This window comes from Variovorax sp. V213 (assembly GCF_041154455.1).
Taxonomy (GTDB): Bacteria; Pseudomonadota; Gammaproteobacteria; order Burkholderiales; family Burkholderiaceae_C; genus Variovorax.
On the sequence record NZ_AP028664.1, the window covers coordinates 1969796 to 1984811 of the forward strand.

Here is a 15016-nt window from a genome sequence, read left to right on the forward strand (position 1 = left end):
GGAGAGCGGCCTTCATCCGAAAGGCCGAAAGAGGCAACGGGTGTTCAGTCCTGGTGAAGACTGGCGCCGGCCCAGCGCCCCTCGCGCACCAGGGCGCGGGCGGTGTCGACAAGCACCACGCGCGCCGCCAGTGCGGCCGGCGAAAGCTCGTCGTCGGACAGGCTCACCAGCAGGTTGTCGCGGCCCACGTGCGCATCGCTGATCTGCGTGAGCTGAAGGTCGTCGCGGTCATGGCGGGCGGTGGCGGCGCCGGGCTGGATGGTGGCGCCGTAGCCCGCGCGCACCGCGTCCATCAGCAGCGCCAGGCCATCCACCTCGGCGACGATGCGCGGCTGGATGCGGGCCCGGGCGAAGGCCGCCATCAGCGTGGCGCGCAGGCCGTGGCTGCCGCTGGGCAGGATGAGCGGCAGTTCGGCCAGTTGCGACAGCCGCACCTTGGCGCCGGGCGGGCGCTGCGCGAGATTGGGCGATGCGATCACGAACAGCTTTTCCGCCAGCAGCGGCAGCACGCTCCAGCGCCGCGGCGTGTCGGTCTGAAACAGCACCGCCAGGTCGAGCTGGCGCGCCTGCAGCATGGTGGTGAGGTGGCCTGAGAGCGCCTCGACCATGTGCAGCCGCACCTCGGGGTAGCGCTCCCGCATGGCGCGCATCAGCGGCACGCCGAGCACGGCGGCGGTGGTGGGCGCGAGGCCCACGCTCACATGGCCCGAGAGGCGCGCCTGCTGCGCCGCGCGCACCGCGTCGTCGGCATGCCGCAGCGTGAGCTGCGCCTGCTGCAGGAAGGCCAGGCCCGCATCGGTGGGCGTCACGCCCGTCGAGTTGCGCTGCAAGAGCCGTGTGGAGAGCTCGCCCTCCAGCCGGCTGATCTGCTGGCTCAGCGCCGAAGTGACCACGCCCAGCTCGACGGCTGCGCGGCCCATGCTGCGAAGCTCGCAGACCTTGACGAAGTAGCGCAGTTGCCTCAGTTCCATGCCCGCATCATCGCGCAGATAAAAAAATGGCTGCCGGCACCTGTCGCGCAGGCGCTGGCAGCCGTGTAAACCGGGATCGGCGCTTATTGCTTGTAGCTGCCGTCGATGCGGTCGAGCTTGCGGATCAGCGACGGCCAGACGAACTGCCCGCCCAGGCCGCCGGTCTGCACCTTCATGGCCTGGCCCACGCCTTCGACGATCTTCGGGTTCACCTGCGTGAGTTCGCCGCCGCCCGACTGCGCCGCAATCTGGATCTGGCAGGTGTTCTCGAAGGTGTACATCGAAAGAAAGGCGTCCGCAATGGTCTTGCCGCAGGTGAGCAGGCCGTGGTTGCGCAGCATGAGGAAATTGGCGCTGCCCATGTCGGCCTGAAGGCGCGGCTTCTCGTCGTCGCGGAAGGCCACGCCTTCATAGTCGTGGTAGGCCAGCGAAGCCAGCACGAAGGTCGATTGCTGGCTGATCGGCAGCACGCCGTTCTTCTGCGCGCTCACGGCAATGCCGGCCTTGGTGTGGGTGTGCAGCACGCACTGGATGTCTTCGCGCGCGGCGTGCACCGCGCTGTGGATCACGAAGCCCGCCGGGTTCACCGGGTAGGGCGACTCGATGATCTTGTTGCACTGCTGGTCGACCTTGACCAGGCTCGACGCGGTGATCTCGTCGAACATGAGCCCATAGGGGTTGATGAGGAAGTGGTGCTCGGGCCCGGGGATGCGCGCGCTGATGTGCGTGAACACCAGGTCACTCCAGCCGTAGAGCGCCACCAGGCGATAGCAGGCGGCAAGGTCGACGCGGAGTTGCCATTCTTCGGCGGACACGAGTTTCTGGATTTCTGGTTGGGAGGCTGCGTTCATGGTGGGTGTTTCCTTCTCGGGTTCCTTGTCGGGTTCAGGCGGCCGCCGGTTCTTTCATCGCGGCCTTGTAGATGCTCTGCTTCGGCTCGGCCATCAGGCGTTGCAGCATGGGTTCGAACTCGCTGATGGGCAGCGTCTCGGCCTTGGGGTCGAAGGCCGGGTTGTCGTACAGCGCGCAGAACTCGGCCGTGCGCTCGTAGTGCGCATGGCTCTTGAAGTTGTCGCGCATGTCGCGGTCCAGGCCGATGTGATGAAAGAAATAGTGGCCCTGGAAAATGCCGTGGTGCTGCACCATCCAGTGGTTGGCTTCGCTCACGAAGGGCTTGAGAATGGCCGCGGCAATGTCGGGGTGGTTGAAGCTGCCGAGCGTGTCGCCGATATCGTGCAGCAGCGCGCACACCACGTACTCCTCGTCACGGCCGTCGCGCAGTGCGCGCGTCGCGGTCTGCAGCGAATGGGTGTAGCGGTCGACCGGAAAGCCGCCGTAGTCGCCTTCGAGGATCTGCAGGTGCTTGATCACGCGCGCGGGCAGGCCGCCCGCAAACTGCCTGAACTCGCCGCCGATCAGTTGCCAGTCCTCGCGCGTGCTCTCCTGCATGCTCCTGAAACTTGCCCGTTCGCTCATCGTGTCGTCTCCATGTTCTCGGGGGATGCCGGCCACTGTAGACCTGTGCTTGACGTTCAACTGTCTTGAATTTGACAATGCAAGGCTCTGGTAAACCCCCGCCCCGAGGCGTCTTCGAGGCAATTTCTCCCGCATGGCCGCTCCCAAGCTGCGTCTTTCCGCTCCGCATCGCGCCGCAATGGAGCGCAACCCCTGGTTCACCAGCATGCCGCGTGCACAGCGCGAGGCGCTGGTGGGCGCGGCCGAACTGATTCACGTGCGGCGCGGCGCCATGGTGTTTCGCCAGGGCGATCCGGTGCATGCGGCGGGCGGTGGCTTCTATGGGCTGGCGGCAGGCACCATAAAGATCTCGTCGCTGCGGCAGGATGGGCGCGAAGCTATCCTCGCAGTGCTGGAGCCGGGCAACTGGTTCGGCGAAATCACGCTCATCGACGGCTCGCCGCGCACGCACGACGCGACCGCGCTGGAATCGCTCGATCTGCTCGTGGTGCCGCCGGAGGCCTTCGCCTACCAGATGCGCGACGTGGTCTTTGCGAACGCCATTGCGGCGATGCTGGCGGCGCGCGTGCGCATGCTCTACGGCCTGACCGAAGATGCCACGCTGCGCAGCCTGCGCGCGCGCGTGGCGCACCGGATCTTGGTGCTGGCGCGAGGCGATGCCACGCAATCGGTGCATTTGCGCAGTACGCTGATGCTGCCGCAGGAGGCGCTGGCCATGATGCTCGGCGTCTCGCGGCAGACGCTCTCGAAAGAGCTCAACGCACTCGCGCGCGACGAGGTGATTTCGCTGGGCTACGGGCGCATCGACCTGTTGTCGGTCGAGGCGCTGCAGTCGCTGGTCAGGAGCGGATAGCTCAGCGCAGCACGCGGCCGTCGGCCGAGATGCTGATCAGGTCGATGTTCCTGGACGGATCGCGCAGGCCGGGGCGCAGGTTGACCCGAAAGCCGCCCACGTCGTAATCGGTCATGGCGGTCATTACGCGCTGCAGGCTCGCCGTCGTGAAGCCGCGCCCCGCGCGGCGCACCGCTTCGCCCACCACCTTGGCCGCAATGAAACCCTCGAGCCCTTCGTACGAAGGCGTCTGGTCGGAGTTGTCGACCGCGGCGCGGTACTCCTTGACGATGGGAATGGCCGAGGGCCGTGGCGATGGCACCACCTGCGAGATCACGATGCCGCCGATGTCCTTGCCCAACTCGGCGTAGAGCGGATCGATGCCCACGATCGAGAACGCCATGAAGTTGCCGGAATAGCCGCTCTTGCGCAGCTTGCGGATCGCGTTGGCGGTGGTGCCCGAGAGCGATACCAGCACGATGGCCTGCGGCGTCTGCTGCTGCACCGTCTTCAGCGCCGCGTCGAGCTTGTCGCCGCCCGCAGGAACCATGGCCGTGGCAACCAGCGCGGGGAGCTTGAGTTCGGTGATGGCCTGCTGCACGGCCGCCAGGCCGGCGCGGCCCATGGCGTCGTCGTCGCCCACCAGCGCGATGCGGGTCTGCCCCACGGTGGCGCACTGGCGCACGATCTTCAAGGCCTCGTCGATCATCCCCGGGCGGACGTGGAACACGTTCGGGTGGCTTGCCTCGCGCAGTGAGTCGGCTGCGGCAAAGGGCGCGAACAGCAGGCTGCCTTGCTGCGCGGCCACACTGGCTCCGGCATCGCTGCTGGCGGTGCCCACGAAGCCGAACAGCATGTCGGCCTTGTCGGCGCCAAGCAGCGTGCGGGCGTTGGCCGCGGCGCGGCTCGCGTCATAGCCGTCGTCGAGCTGCAGCAGCTTGAGTTGGAGGCCGCTGGCAGCATTGCGCTCGTTGAAGTCGCCCACGGCCAGCCGGCTGCCGGCCGCGAAGGCCAGGCCGATCTCGCCGGCCGCACCGGTCAAGGGCACCGACTGGCCCAGCAGCACCACCCGCGCGCCCGGGGCTGCCTTGGTGGATTGCGAGAGCGCCGGAAGCGGAAGGCTGCCGCCCAGCAGCATTGCCCCGCACGCCTGCACCAGTTTCCTTCGAGAACCGTTCATGTGCCACCTTCTGTACAAATTAGTAAAAAAGTGTAGCAAGTTCGATGCCTGTGCGGAATGCTCCCGCACCCTAAGGTTCTCGCGCGGCGGTTTCCGTGGCCTCTTCAGTCGGCGTCGGGCGGCAGCAACAGCGGCCCGCAGTTCTCGTCGGCAACGAACACCGCGACCAGCTTGGCGGGGCGCACCGGATCGGGGTTCTCCGCAAAGAGATGCAGCGTGCGCGGCGGCTCGAAGAAGGTCTCGCCGCTCTTGTAGGTGCCCACCGGCCCGCCGCCAAGCTGCGAGCGGATCGTGCCCTCGAGAATGACCGCAGTCACCGAGCCCGGATGCCGGTGGGCCGGCGAATAGGCGAGCGGCGGAAAGTCGACGAGAACCGTGGTGACCGACTTGCCCGGCACATTCGGAAGCGCCTCGCACGAAAGCACCTTGACCGAGGTCGCTGGCCTGGCATCGACACCCGAGCCCGCAGGTGCCGGGGCCGACGAGAACATTGGCCGGGCCACGCTGCTGCACACATCGGCGAACCATTGCGCCGCCTCCTGCCGGTTGCCGTGTGGCATCAGCGCCCAGCCGGCGGCCAGCACGAGGGAGAGCGCCGCAATGCCGGCGCCGAGCTGGCCGCGATGAAGCCGGGACGCCTTCACGACGCGGCTCCTTGCAGCGGACGCAGCCGCAGCGATGCGTGCCAGCCCAGATCGCGCTTCGCCTTTTCGCTGCTGATCTCGGGGTTGTCCTCGGCGATGTTGAAGACGCCGCCTTGCGCCTGCCGCAGCGCCAGCACCGCCGCCCAGGCCGCGGCCTCCACGTGGACGGGGCACACGCTCTTGGGCACGGCGTTCGAGGTGCCGGGGCCGTAGAACTGGCCATAGCGCAGCACCGTGCCCGTGATGCCCGGCGTGCCGAGCACGCTGCGCTCGAGTGCAGCCACGCCGTCCACGCTGACGCGGCGGCTGCCTTCGGCCTCGAGATCGAGCGGATGCTCTTCGACGTGGGGCAGGGGCCCCGGTGCGTAGACCCAGGCGATGCTCTGGGCCACCAGCCGGCGGCTGTCGGCCGCCAGTGCCGCGGCCACGAGGTTGCGCGTGCCTTCGCTGCGCACGCGTGCGTTGCGGTGTGCGGCATCGGCCATCAGCTTGGGATCGAGGTCGGGCGGGAGGTCGGTGAGTTGGTGGATCACGGCCATTGGCGCAATGCGCTTCAGCGCCACGCGCAGAGCTTCGGCGTCGAACACGTCGACGATGACCGGACGTGCGCCGCGCGCCTCCAGCGCATACGCGCGTTCGGCGCGCCGGGTGCTGCCGTACACGGTATAGCCGGCCTCGATCAACAGCGGGACCAGCGCGCTGCCAATGGCGCCGGCCGCACCCGCGACAAATATCTTCTCGCTCATCGCATGTCCTTTTCTGCTGGCTGTTCGACGGGTCGAGCTTAGGTTTTCGATGCCCCACTCGAAAGGGCCAAGATTCGTCAGAATGAATAGGCCATGATTCAAGAGAAGGCCTTTTCCGCCGCCCACCTGGAAATCGATCGCGCGGCGCCTGCGCCGCTGTACCGGCAGGTCTACGAGCGCTTCAGGGCGGCCATCGAACTGGGCGTGCTTCGCCCGGGCGACCGCGTGGCCTCCGCACGCAGCCTGGCCAGCGAACTGGGCGTGGCGCGGGGCACCATCGAGACGGCCTACAACCAACTTGCGGGCGAAGGCTATTTTTCGCCGCAGGGCCAGGCGGGCACGGTGGTTTCCCCCTCGCTCCCCATCCGCCGGCCGGCGCGCCGCGGGCCTCGAAGAACCGGGGCGGAAGCCGTCGGCCAGGCGCTGGCCGAGCCCGCCTCGCCGCCGCCTTTGCAGCTGGGCATTCCGGCGCTCGATGCGTTTCCGCGCAAGCTCTGGGCGCGCCTGGCTGCGCGCCGCGTCAGGGCGACGACCGCGGCCGACATGTTCTATGGCGATCCCTCGGGCCACCCGGTGCTGCGCGGGGCCATTGCAGCCTATCTGCAAGTGTCGCGCGGCGTCTCGTGCCATCCGTCGCAGGTCTTCGTGACCGGCGGCTACCGCGCATCGCTCGCGCTCATCTCGCACACGCTGCTCGCGAAGGACGACCGCGTGTGGGTGGAAGACCCGGGCTACACGCCCACGCACGAGGTGCTGCGCGGCGCCGGCCAGCGCCCGGTGCCTGTGCCGGTGGACCAGGAAGGCATGGACGTTGCGCACGGCACGCGCAAGGCCGCAAAGGCGAAGATGGCCGTCGTCACGCCTTCGCACCAGGCGCCGCTGGGTGTGTCGATGTCGCTCGCGCGCCGGCTGCAACTGCTCGACTGGGCCTCCGAGGCCAAGGCCTGGATCGTCGAGGACGACTATGACGGCGAATACCGCTACGCCGGCCCGCCGTTGCCCGCCCTCAAGAGCCTCGACGGCCACGATCGCGTGCTGTATGCCGGCAGCTTCTCGAAGGTGCTCTACCCGGGGCTGGCGCTGGGCTACGTGGTCGCGCCCGACTCGCTGCTGAGCGCCTTCGGCGAGGCCGCGCGGACCTGGTCCAACGGATGCCCGCAGCTCACGCAGGCGGTGGTGGCCGACTTCATGCGCGAAGGCCACTTCTCCCGCCATCTCAAGAAGATGCGGCTGCTCTATGCGCGCCGCCGCAGCACGCTTGCGGCCGCATTGCGGAAAGCCTTTGGCGAGGACGTGCGCATCGATCTGCAGAGCGGCGGCATGCACCTGATCGCGCGCTTCGGCCGGTGGCGCGAAAGCGACGAGGAACTGGCCCGCCTCGCGCAGCTCGCCGGGTTGAACTGCCAGCCGCTGTCCCGGCGAGGCACGGCGGCCTTCCGCGACGAGGGGCTGCTGATGGGCTTCACCAACATCGGCTCCGCCGCGCATGCGCAGCAGCTCGCGGCAAGGCTGCGGGCTGCCTTGGGCCGAAAACCCTGAAACGGCTGCCCGAAAAGGCGAGTGCGGCTCAGGCGCGCTGGAACACCAGGTCCCAGACGCCGTGGCCCAGCTTGAGGCCGCGGTTCTCGAACTTGGTCAGCGGCCGGTAGTCCGGCTTGGGCGCGTAGCCTTCGGCAGTGTTGCGCAGCAGCGGTTCCGCGGACAGCACCTCGAGCATCTGCTCGGCGTAGGGTTGCCAGTCGGTGGCGCAGTGGATGTAGCCGCCCGGGCGCAGATGCTCGGCAAGTTTTTTCACGAACTCGGGCTGGATCAGCCGTCGCTTGTTGTGGCGCTTCTTGTGCCACGGATCGGGAAAGAACACATGCACGCCGGCCAGCGAATCGGGCCGCAGCATGTGGTCGAGCACGTCGACCGCATCGTGCGCGCAGATGCGGATGTTTGTGATCGACTGCTCGCCGATGCGCTTGAGCAGCGCGCCCACGCCGGGCTCGTGCACTTCGCAGCAGAGAAAGTTGGTCTCGGGCATCACCGTGGCGATGTGCGCGGTGGCTTCGCCCATGCCGAAGCCGATTTCGAGCACGGTCGGTGCGGCGCGGCCGCCGAAAGCGGCGGCGAGGTCGAGCGGCTCGGGCGTGTAGGGGATGAGGAACAGCGGACCGAGTTCGGCAAAGGCGCGCGCCTGGCCTTCGGTGGTACGGCCGGCGCGCTTCACGAAGCTCTTGAGGCGGCGGTGCAGCGGGTGCGGTTTGTCGGCCGCGTCGTCGCTTGGCGGGGAATCGTGGGGCACGGTGTCGGAAGAGGTCATTACGGCCGCGAATTGTAGAGATCGTGCCATTCGGGCACCCAGCCGGCCAATGCCGCGGCGCATGAGCCGCCCTGTGCGGCACCCAGGCCGAGCACGCGCGCGGCGGCGTCGAGCGAGGCCAGCGCGGCCTCGGGCGCCCCGGTGTCGATGGAGGTTGCGCCGTTCTGCTTGGAGAGCTTGTCGCCGTCGGCGCCGCGCACCAGCGGCGTGTGCAGGTAGCTGGGCGTGGGCAGGCCGAGCGCGCGCTGCAGCAGGATCTGGCGCGCGGTGTTGTCGGCCAGGTCTTCGCCGCGCACGACGTCGGTCACGCCCTGTTCCGCGTCGTCGACCACCACCGCGAGCTGGTAGGCCCAGGGGCCGTCGGCACGGCGCAGCACGAAGTCGCCGACCTCGCGGCTGACGTTCTGGCATTGGCGGCCGAGGCGGCGGTCGGTCCAGCAGAGTGCACCGTCCGGCAGCACCGGCTGGGCCGATTCGAACTTCTCGGTGGCAAAGCGCCAGGCCCGCGCGGGCTTGCCGCGCAGGCTGCTCCGGCAGGTGCCGGGATAGACCCGTTCCCCGTGGCGCGTGTGTGGCCGTCCAAGGCGTGCCAGCGCCTCGTCGATGTCCTTGCGCGAGCAGCCGCAGGGGTAGGCGAGGCCGAGGGCCTGCAGCCTGGCAAGCGCCGCTTCATAGCGTGCGGTGCGCTGCGTCTGCCACACCGGCGTTTCATCGGACAGCAGGCCGCAGTCGGCCAGTTGCCGGAGGATGTGTTCGCCCATGCCGGGCAGGCAGCGTTCGGTGTCGGCGTCTTCGATGCGGATCAGCCAGCGCGCGTGCGGGCCGCGGGCGCGCACGTCGAGCCAGCTCGCAAGCGCGGCCACCAGCGAGCCGGCATGCAGCGGGCCGGTGGGCGAGGGCGCGAAACGGCCGGTCTCACGCATCCTTGAATCAGATATCAGATCACTGCCAGCGCCAGTGAAAGGCCCGAGAGGAACGCGTCTTCCACGCGGTGCCCGGTGCACCAGTCGCCGGCCACGCCGATGCGCGCCTTGGCGTCCCAGAGGTGGCTCTTGCCGACGGGAATCTGGGTCTGGGCTTCGGTCCAGCAGCGTGCCTGGGCGTGCGTGGGCGTGGCGTGGATGCCGGTGATTTCGGCGAAGGCACGCAGCAGCTTGGCTTCGACGCGCGCGGCGTCGTCGCGCAGGTGTTCTTGCGACCAGGCGGCGCTGGCCTGCAGCGTCCAGCGCTCGACGCGTTCGCGGCCGGGCTTGGACGACTCGCGCGCCAGCCAGGCCACGCGGTGGTGGGTGCTGCGCGCCGCATTCCATTGCGGGCCGAGGTGCGACATGTTGGCCTGGTTGGCTTGGGGAAACGCGATCATCAGCGTCCAGCACGGCGCGATGCGCACCGGCTCGATCTTCTGGCTGACGGACGCCGAAAGCTTGCCGTCGCCCAGCAGCACCCGCGTGCGCGACGGCGGCACGGCCAGCAGCACGGCGTCGAAGCCCGAGTACACGTGCTGCGAGTCATCTTGTCCCGCGGTGCGCAACTGCCAGCGCTTGGGGTCGAGCGCATCGGGCTCGATCTGCGTGACCTGCGTGTTGGCGACGAGGCTGTCGCCGAGCGGTGCGGCCCAGTGGGCCACCAGCGCATCCATGCCGGGCTGGGCCACCCAGTGCGATTCGCGTCCGGGCAGGGCCGCCTCGGCCACGCGGCCATGCGCGTCGAGCACGCGCACGAGGTTCGCGCTCCATGGCCGGCAGAGATTGGGCGTGGCTTCCAGCGCCAGCGCAAAGCGGGGATCGCGCACGGTGAAGTACTGCGCGCCGCTGTCGAAGCGGCCAAAGGCGGTGTCGACGCTTGCCATGCGCCCGCCGGGCGCGGCTTCGCGCTCGAACACCGTGACCTTGTGGCCGGCCTGCGCCAGCGTTCGGGCGGAGGCCACGCCGGCAATGCCCGCGCCGACGACGGCGTAGTGGCGTGCAGCGGCGGGTGTTCGGTGGCGGTCGGTCGCCTTTGCGGTTGCGCGAGTGGTCATGAGGGACTCTTTTCTTGTGTAGGGGAGACGATGGATGTATTCGGACTCTACAACGGTCTGCGAGGGGCGCTTGCGGGCGTCGGGCGCTCAGCGTCCCCGGTGCCGTTCCAGCAGCGCCCGCCGCGTGGCCTCGTGGTCGAATTGCGCGAGCCACCATTCGAGCGCGCGGCCCGGCCCGCCCGCGCTGCGCACGCGCCATGCGCAGTGCATGGTCGCGAGCGGCGGGCGGCGTTCGGTCTTGCGTTCGACCAGGTGGCCGGCCTCGATATACGGCCGTGCCATGGGCTCGGGCAGAAAGCCGCCGCCCAGGCCGTGCAGCTGCGCATTCAGCTTGGCATGCATGCTCGGCACCGTGAGCACATCCTGTCCGCCGACGAGGTTGACCGTCATGCTCGGCCCGCTGCGCACCGAGTCTGCGGCCGCAACCGCGCGGTACTGGCGCAGCACCGCATCGGTCAATGGCTCGGGCAGGCGCGCGAGCGGATGATGCGGCGCGACGGCATAGACGAAGCACAGCTCGCCGATCGGCCGGCTGCGGATGCCGGTGGCCGTGAAGGCCAGGCTCGCCGCGTCGAGCACCGCGCCAATCGCCAGGTCGGCCTCGCCGCTGGTCAGCGCCTCGATGGTGCCGAGCAGTGTTTCATCGCGTAGCTTGAGCCGCGTGGGCGGATCGAGCGCGAAGAAGGCGGTGGCCAGGTCGAGCAGCGGATCGCGCGCGATCACGCTGTCGACCGCGATGGTGAGCATCGGCTCCCAGCCGGTGGCCACGCGCTTCACGCGGTTGGCCACCGCGTCGATTTCGCCCAGCAGCCGCGCCGCCTCGCGCAGCAGCTCGGCACCCGCCTCGGTGATGCGGGCCTGGCGCGTGCTGCGGTCGAACAGCAGCACGTCGAGCGCGTCCTCGATCTGGCGCACGCGGTAGCTGAGCGCGCTGGGCACCAGGTTGAGCGCGCGGGCCGCGCCCGCAAAGCTGCCCGTGCTGGCGACGGTCTGCAGCATGGCGAGCGCGTCGGGGGTCAGTACGTCTCGGGCGCTGGGCATGGCGGCTCCATGGATCGATTGATCAAAAAATTTGAATGATGCCATCAAAACCCGGCGCTTTCAGGGCGGGGGTGCGGGCCTAAAGTTCTTCACATCCGCTGCGCATCCGGCGCGGCATACGAAGAAGGCCCGAGCATCCCCTCGGGGAAGGGCCAAGGAGTTCGACGATGTTGCAAGTCCGTAAATCACAGGAACGCGGCTATGCCGACCACGGCTGGCTGCGCTCGTTCCACAGCTTTTCCTTCGCTGGCTACTACGATCCCGCCTATATGGGGTTCGGCAACCTGCGGGTGATCAACGAAGACCGCGTGGCCGCGGGCGCCGGCTTCGGCACCCATGGCCACAAGGACATGGAGATCATCAGCTACGTGCTCTCGGGCGAACTGGCGCACAAGGACAGCATGGGCAACGTGGAATCGATTCCGCCGGGCGACGTGCAGCGCATGAGCGCGGGCCGCGGCGTGATGCACAGCGAGTTCAACCACAAGGCCGACGAGACCACGCACTTCCTGCAGATCTGGATCGAGCCGAACGTGCGCGGCATTGCGCCCGGCTACGAGCAGAAGAAATTCAGCACCGCTGAAAAGCGCGGCAAGCTGCGCCTGGTGGCCTCGCCCGACGGCGCCGAAGGCTCGGTGACGGTGCATGCCGATGCGCGCCTGTTCGCGGGCCTGCTCGACGGCGAAGAAAAGGCCAGCCTGGCGCTCGACCCGAAGCGCAAGAGCTACGTGCACCTGGTGCACGGCGAGCTCGAAGTCAATGGCCAGAAGCTGTCGGGCGGCGACGCCGCGATGCTCGAAGGCGAATCGCAGCTCACGCTGGGCGCCGGCAAGGATGCCGAAGTGCTCGTGTTCGACCTGGCGGCCTGATTCCATGCCGGGCGTGCGCCGCCCGGCATTTGTCTTGCTTTACCTCGTCTCTTTATTCATTCATTCAATCAATCGATAACCTAGGAGTTTCATCATCATGGCAACCACCACAATCAACGCAACCGCAGCCAGCAACCCCAATGCGGCACAGGACACGCTGGCCCTCGTCGGCCGCATCCTGGTCGCGTACCTGTTCATCCCCGCAGGCATCGGAAAGCTCATGGGTTTTTCCGGCACCGTGGGCTACATCACCTCGGTCGGCTTGCCGCTGCCGGAAGTGGGGGCGGCGATTGCCATCTTCGCCGAGCTCGTCCTCGGCATTGCGCTGCTGGTGGGTTTCAAGACCCGCTGGACCGCAATCCTCATGGCGGTCTTCACGGTGGCCGCCGCGCTGTTCTTCCACAAGTACTGGTCGGCGCCCGATGCCATGAAGATGATGCAGCAGATCAACTTCAACAAGAACATTGCCATCGCCGGCGGCCTGCTCGCCATCGCTGCCTTCGGCCCCGGCCGCTTCAGCATCGACAAGCGCTGATCCGCTGCGTCGTTCCATCCGCCTGGATTCCTTTTCAATCACAACTCAAGATAACTTCATGTCCATGATCGCAGTCGTATTTCATTCGGGCTACGGCCACACGCAACGCATGGCCCAGGCCGTGGCCGAAGGCGCCAACGCAGAGCTGGTCCAGATCGATGCCGACGGCAACCTGCCGGCAGGTGGCTGGGAGCTGCTGAACGCGGCCGACGCCATCATCATGGGTTCGCCCACCTACATGGGCAGCGTGAGCTGGCAGTTCAAGAAGTTTGCGGATGCGTCGTCCAAGCCCTGGTTCACCCAGGCCTGGAAGGACAAGATGTTTGCCGGCTTCACCAACAGCGCGTCCATGAACGGCGACAAGCTTTCGACCCTGCACTACCTGTTCACGCTGGCAATGCAGCAGGGCGGCGTCTGGGTCGGCACCGCGATCATGCCGAGCAACACCAAGGCGGCACAGCGCAACGACATCAACTACGTGGCCTCGTTCAGCGGCGCCATGGCGCAATCGCCCTCGGATTCGTCGCCGGCCGAGATGGCCCAGGGCGATCTGGACACCGCGCGCCTCTTCGGCGAGCGCGTGGCCAAGGCCGCGGCCCGCTGGGCAGCCGGCAAGGCCTGAGGCATGATGCAGCATGGACTCGCTTCTATCGCTGCACCCCGCTGACAAGGATCTCGGCGGCGGCTTCAAAGTTCGGCGCCTGCTGCCGGCCGCGAACCGCCGCTCGGTCGGGCCCTTCGTCTTCTTCGACCACTTCGGGCCCGCCACCGAGCAGCCCGGCACGGAGCATGACGTGCGGCCGCATCCGCACATCGGCCTCTCCACCGTCACCTACCTTTTCGAAGGCGCGATGATGCATCGCGACAGCCTTGGCAGCGTGCAGGAGATATTGCCCGGCGCCATCAACTGGATGACGGCGGGCCGCGGCATCGTGCACTCCGAGCGCAAGCCCGAACGCCTCAAGGCCGACACCTACGTGAATCACGGCCTGCAGCTCTGGGCTGCCTTGCCGCAGGTGCATGAAGAAACCGAGCCGAGCTTCGAGCACACGCCGGCCGGTGCCATTCCCGAGTTGGTGGAGCAGGGCGTGGCAGTGCGCGTGCTGGTGGGCGAGGCTTTCGGAAAGCGCTCGCCGGTCAAGACGCTGTCGAAGACGATCTATCTCGACATCGCGCTGCCAGCCGGCGGGCGCTTCGAGTTGCCTGCGCTGGCGCCCGAGCTGGCGGTCTATGCCGTCGATGCCGATGCAAGCGTCAATGGCGAGCCGGTGCCCGTGCACACGATGGCGGTGCTGCCCGATGGCCAGGGTGCGGTGCTGACTTCCGGCACCACCGCCGTGCGCCTGATGGTGATCGGCGGCGAGCCGCTCGATGGGCCGCGCTACATCACGTGGAATTTCGTTTCGAGCCGGCGCGAACGCATCCTCGAAGCCGGCTCCGACTGGGCCGCACAGCGCATGGGCCATGTGCCGGGCGAGACCGAGTTCATTCCGCTGCCGGGCAAGCCTTTTGGCGTGCGCGAGCCTGACGTGGGCACCACGCCCGTCTGACGGGTTCGCAAGAAGAGCGGCCCCCGGGCTGCGGGGGCTCAGTTCTTTCGTGCGAGGTCAGGGTCTTCAGAGGCGCGTGCGCTGGCCTTGTTGGAGCGCGCTCTCAGGTCGGGCGCCAGCGCCTCGCGGCCGTCGAACACGAAGCAGTCGCCCTTGTAGTGCGCGCCGCCGACCAGCTCGAAGTATTTGAGAATGCCGCCTTCGAGCTGCAGCACGTTCTCCACGCCTTCTTCGCGCATGAGGATGGCGGCCTTCTCGCACCGGATGCCGCCGGTGCAGAAGCTCACCACCGTCTTGCCCGCGAACTCTGCACGATGCTCGCGCAGCGCCGGCGGAAATTCGGTGAATTTATCGATGCGCCAGTCGATGGCGCCCTCGAAGCTGCCCTCGTCGACCTCGAAGGCGTTGCGCGTGTCGAGCAGGGCGATCTCGCGGCCTTCGTCGTCGTGCCCTTGGTCGAGCCAGCGCTTGAGCGTGGGCGCGTCCACGCCCGGCGCCCGCCCGGCGGCCGGCTGGATGGCCGGATGGTCCATGCGAATGATCTCGCGCTTGAGCTTGACCAGCATGCGGCGAAAGGGCTGCGCGGCGGACCAGCTTTCCTTGGTTTCGAGGTCGGCAAAGCGCGCATCGGCGCGCAGGCTGGCCATGAAGCTGCGTATCGCGTCGGGCAAGCCGGCCAGGAACAGGTTGATCCCCTCCGGAGCGAGCAGGATGGTGCCCATGAGGCCCTGGGCCAGTGCGCGCTCGCGCAGGTCTTCACGCAGCACGGGGCTGTCGTCGATGGCTACGAATTTGTAGGCCGCAATATTCAAAATCTCTTGCACGGGGCGTAATTGTAGGGATCGTC

At 67.9% G+C, this 15016-nt stretch carries 17 protein-coding genes; 6 read left to right on the plus strand and 11 right to left on the minus strand.

Translation table 11 applies throughout. The annotated features are described in order from the left end of the window. Nucleotides 1-44: 44 nt before the first annotated feature. The 3 genes from ACAM55_RS09380 to ACAM55_RS09390 form a co-directional block, all read right to left on the minus strand. Entirely contained in the window at nucleotides 45-971 is a 927-nt protein-coding gene (locus ACAM55_RS09380) for a LysR substrate-binding domain-containing protein (protein ID WP_369655755.1), read from the minus strand. An 83-nt stretch (nucleotides 972-1054) separates the two neighbouring features. Beyond that, nucleotides 1055-1822, minus strand: coding sequence for a class II aldolase/adducin family protein (locus ACAM55_RS09385; RefSeq protein WP_369655756.1), 768 nt, complete (start codon nucleotides 1820-1822; stop codon nucleotides 1055-1057). Nucleotides 1823-1856: 34 nt separating this feature from the next. Next, nucleotides 1857-2447 carry an HD domain-containing protein gene (locus ACAM55_RS09390; RefSeq protein ID WP_369655757.1) on the minus strand — a complete coding sequence of 197 codons (591 nt, stop codon included), beginning with the start codon at nucleotides 2445-2447 and terminating at the stop codon, nucleotides 1857-1859. Nucleotides 2448-2580: 133 nt separating this feature from the next. Here ACAM55_RS09390 and ACAM55_RS09395 point away from each other — a divergent pair, with 133 nt between their 5' ends. After that, on the plus strand, nucleotides 2581-3300 hold the full coding sequence (locus ACAM55_RS09395) for a Crp/Fnr family transcriptional regulator (protein WP_369655758.1): 720 nt from the start codon (nucleotides 2581-2583) through the stop codon (nucleotides 3298-3300). Nucleotide 3301: 1 nt separating this feature from the next. Here the strand turns inward: ACAM55_RS09395 and ACAM55_RS09400 are convergent, their stop codons facing one another. From ACAM55_RS09400 to ACAM55_RS09410, 3 genes are all read right to left on the minus strand, one after another. After that, complete coding sequence (locus ACAM55_RS09400) at nucleotides 3302-4459, minus strand: ABC transporter substrate-binding protein (RefSeq protein WP_369655759.1); 1158 nt, start codon at nucleotides 4457-4459, stop codon at nucleotides 3302-3304. A gap of 104 nt (nucleotides 4460-4563) precedes the next feature. Next, complete coding sequence (locus tag ACAM55_RS09405) at nucleotides 4564-5103, minus strand: cupin domain-containing protein (protein WP_369655760.1); 540 nt, start codon at nucleotides 5101-5103, stop codon at nucleotides 4564-4566. Next, nucleotides 5100-5849 (minus strand): NAD-dependent epimerase/dehydratase family protein, encoded by a 750-nt coding sequence (locus ACAM55_RS09410; protein ID WP_369655761.1) that lies wholly within the window; start codon nucleotides 5847-5849, stop codon nucleotides 5100-5102. The genes ACAM55_RS09405 and ACAM55_RS09410 overlap by 4 nt, the downstream gene beginning before the upstream one ends. A 93-nt stretch (nucleotides 5850-5942) precedes the next feature. Here ACAM55_RS09410 and ACAM55_RS09415 point away from each other — a divergent pair, with 93 nt between their 5' ends. After that, nucleotides 5943-7388, plus strand: a complete 1446-nt coding sequence (locus ACAM55_RS09415) for a PLP-dependent aminotransferase family protein (RefSeq protein WP_369655762.1) — start codon at nucleotides 5943-5945, stop codon at nucleotides 7386-7388. A 28-nt stretch (nucleotides 7389-7416) separates the two neighbouring features. On the opposite strand, the gene trmB is transcribed toward ACAM55_RS09415, so the two are convergent. From trmB to ACAM55_RS09435, 4 genes are all read right to left on the minus strand, one after another. After that, complete coding sequence (gene trmB, locus ACAM55_RS09420; RefSeq protein ID WP_369655763.1) at nucleotides 7417-8154, minus strand: tRNA (guanosine(46)-N7)-methyltransferase TrmB; 738 nt, start codon at nucleotides 8152-8154, stop codon at nucleotides 7417-7419. Continuing rightward, nucleotides 8154-9077, minus strand: a complete 924-nt coding sequence (gene gluQRS, locus ACAM55_RS09425; protein ID WP_369655764.1) for a tRNA glutamyl-Q(34) synthetase GluQRS — start codon at nucleotides 9075-9077, stop codon at nucleotides 8154-8156. The genes trmB and gluQRS overlap by 1 nt, the downstream gene beginning before the upstream one ends. A gap of 14 nt (nucleotides 9078-9091) precedes the next feature. After that, a complete protein-coding gene (locus ACAM55_RS09430) occupies nucleotides 9092-10174 on the minus strand; it encodes an NAD(P)/FAD-dependent oxidoreductase (protein WP_369655765.1) in 1083 nt (360 codons plus the stop codon). Between the two features lie 87 nt (nucleotides 10175-10261). Continuing rightward, nucleotides 10262-11215 carry a LysR family transcriptional regulator gene (locus ACAM55_RS09435; RefSeq protein WP_369655766.1) on the minus strand — a complete coding sequence of 318 codons (954 nt, stop codon included), beginning with the start codon at nucleotides 11213-11215 and terminating at the stop codon, nucleotides 10262-10264. 167 nt (nucleotides 11216-11382) lie between these two features. Between ACAM55_RS09435 and ACAM55_RS09440 the strand changes: the two genes are divergently transcribed. The 4 genes from ACAM55_RS09440 (at nucleotide 11383) to ACAM55_RS09455 (ending at nucleotide 14169) form a co-directional block, all read left to right on the plus strand. Then, a complete protein-coding gene (locus tag ACAM55_RS09440) occupies nucleotides 11383-12084 on the plus strand; it encodes a pirin family protein (RefSeq protein WP_369655767.1) in 702 nt (233 codons plus the stop codon). Between the two features lie 97 nt (nucleotides 12085-12181). After that, entirely contained in the window at nucleotides 12182-12619 is a 438-nt protein-coding gene (locus ACAM55_RS09445) for a DoxX family protein (RefSeq protein ID WP_369655768.1), read from the plus strand. 58 nt (nucleotides 12620-12677) lie between these two features. Beyond that, the gene (locus tag ACAM55_RS09450) at nucleotides 12678-13241 is read left to right on the plus strand and encodes a flavodoxin family protein (protein ID WP_369655769.1); all 564 of its coding nucleotides are present in this window, start codon (nucleotides 12678-12680) and stop codon (nucleotides 13239-13241) included. A gap of 13 nt (nucleotides 13242-13254) precedes the next feature. Next, nucleotides 13255-14169, plus strand: coding sequence for a pirin family protein (locus ACAM55_RS09455; protein WP_369655770.1), 915 nt, complete (start codon nucleotides 13255-13257; stop codon nucleotides 14167-14169). Nucleotides 14170-14207: 38 nt separating this feature from the next. Here the strand turns inward: ACAM55_RS09455 and ACAM55_RS09460 are convergent, their stop codons facing one another. Next, nucleotides 14208-14993 carry a sulfurtransferase gene (locus ACAM55_RS09460; protein ID WP_369655771.1) on the minus strand — a complete coding sequence of 262 codons (786 nt, stop codon included), beginning with the start codon at nucleotides 14991-14993 and terminating at the stop codon, nucleotides 14208-14210. Nucleotides 14994-15016: the final 23 nt, after the last annotated feature.

Bases quoted from the DNA above. Each gene is read 5' to 3' on its own strand.
- ACAM55_RS09385 (WP_369655756.1), bottom strand. From the start codon at position 1,822: ATGAACGCAGCCTCCCAACCAGAAATCCAGAAACTCGTGTCCGCCGAA.
- ACAM55_RS09440 (WP_369655767.1), top strand. From the start codon at position 11,383: ATGTTGCAAGTCCGTAAATCACAGGAACGCGGCTATGCCGACCACGGC.
- ACAM55_RS09390 (WP_369655757.1), bottom strand. From the start codon at position 2,447: ATGAGCGAACGGGCAAGTTTCAGGAGCATGCAGGAGAGCACGCGCGAG.
- ACAM55_RS09380 (WP_369655755.1), bottom strand. From the start codon at position 971: ATGGAACTGAGGCAACTGCGCTACTTCGTCAAGGTCTGCGAGCTTCGC.
- ACAM55_RS09415 (WP_369655762.1), top strand. From the start codon at position 5,943: ATGATTCAAGAGAAGGCCTTTTCCGCCGCCCACCTGGAAATCGATCGC.
- ACAM55_RS09410 (WP_369655761.1), bottom strand. From the start codon at position 5,849: ATGAGCGAGAAGATATTTGTCGCGGGTGCGGCCGGCGCCATTGGCAGC.
- trmB (WP_369655763.1), bottom strand. From the start codon at position 8,154: ATGACCTCTTCCGACACCGTGCCCCACGATTCCCCGCCAAGCGACGAC.
- ACAM55_RS09395 (WP_369655758.1), top strand. From the start codon at position 2,581: ATGGCCGCTCCCAAGCTGCGTCTTTCCGCTCCGCATCGCGCCGCAATG.
- ACAM55_RS09455 (WP_369655770.1), top strand. From the start codon at position 13,255: ATGGACTCGCTTCTATCGCTGCACCCCGCTGACAAGGATCTCGGCGGC.
- ACAM55_RS09435 (WP_369655766.1), bottom strand. From the start codon at position 11,215: ATGCCCAGCGCCCGAGACGTACTGACCCCCGACGCGCTCGCCATGCTG.
- ACAM55_RS09400 (WP_369655759.1), bottom strand. From the start codon at position 4,459: ATGAACGGTTCTCGAAGGAAACTGGTGCAGGCGTGCGGGGCAATGCTG.
- ACAM55_RS09450 (WP_369655769.1), top strand. From the start codon at position 12,678: ATGTCCATGATCGCAGTCGTATTTCATTCGGGCTACGGCCACACGCAA.
- gluQRS (WP_369655764.1), bottom strand. From the start codon at position 9,077: ATGCGTGAGACCGGCCGTTTCGCGCCCTCGCCCACCGGCCCGCTGCAT.
- ACAM55_RS09445 (WP_369655768.1), top strand. From the start codon at position 12,182: ATGGCAACCACCACAATCAACGCAACCGCAGCCAGCAACCCCAATGCG.
- ACAM55_RS09430 (WP_369655765.1), bottom strand. From the start codon at position 10,174: ATGACCACTCGCGCAACCGCAAAGGCGACCGACCGCCACCGAACACCC.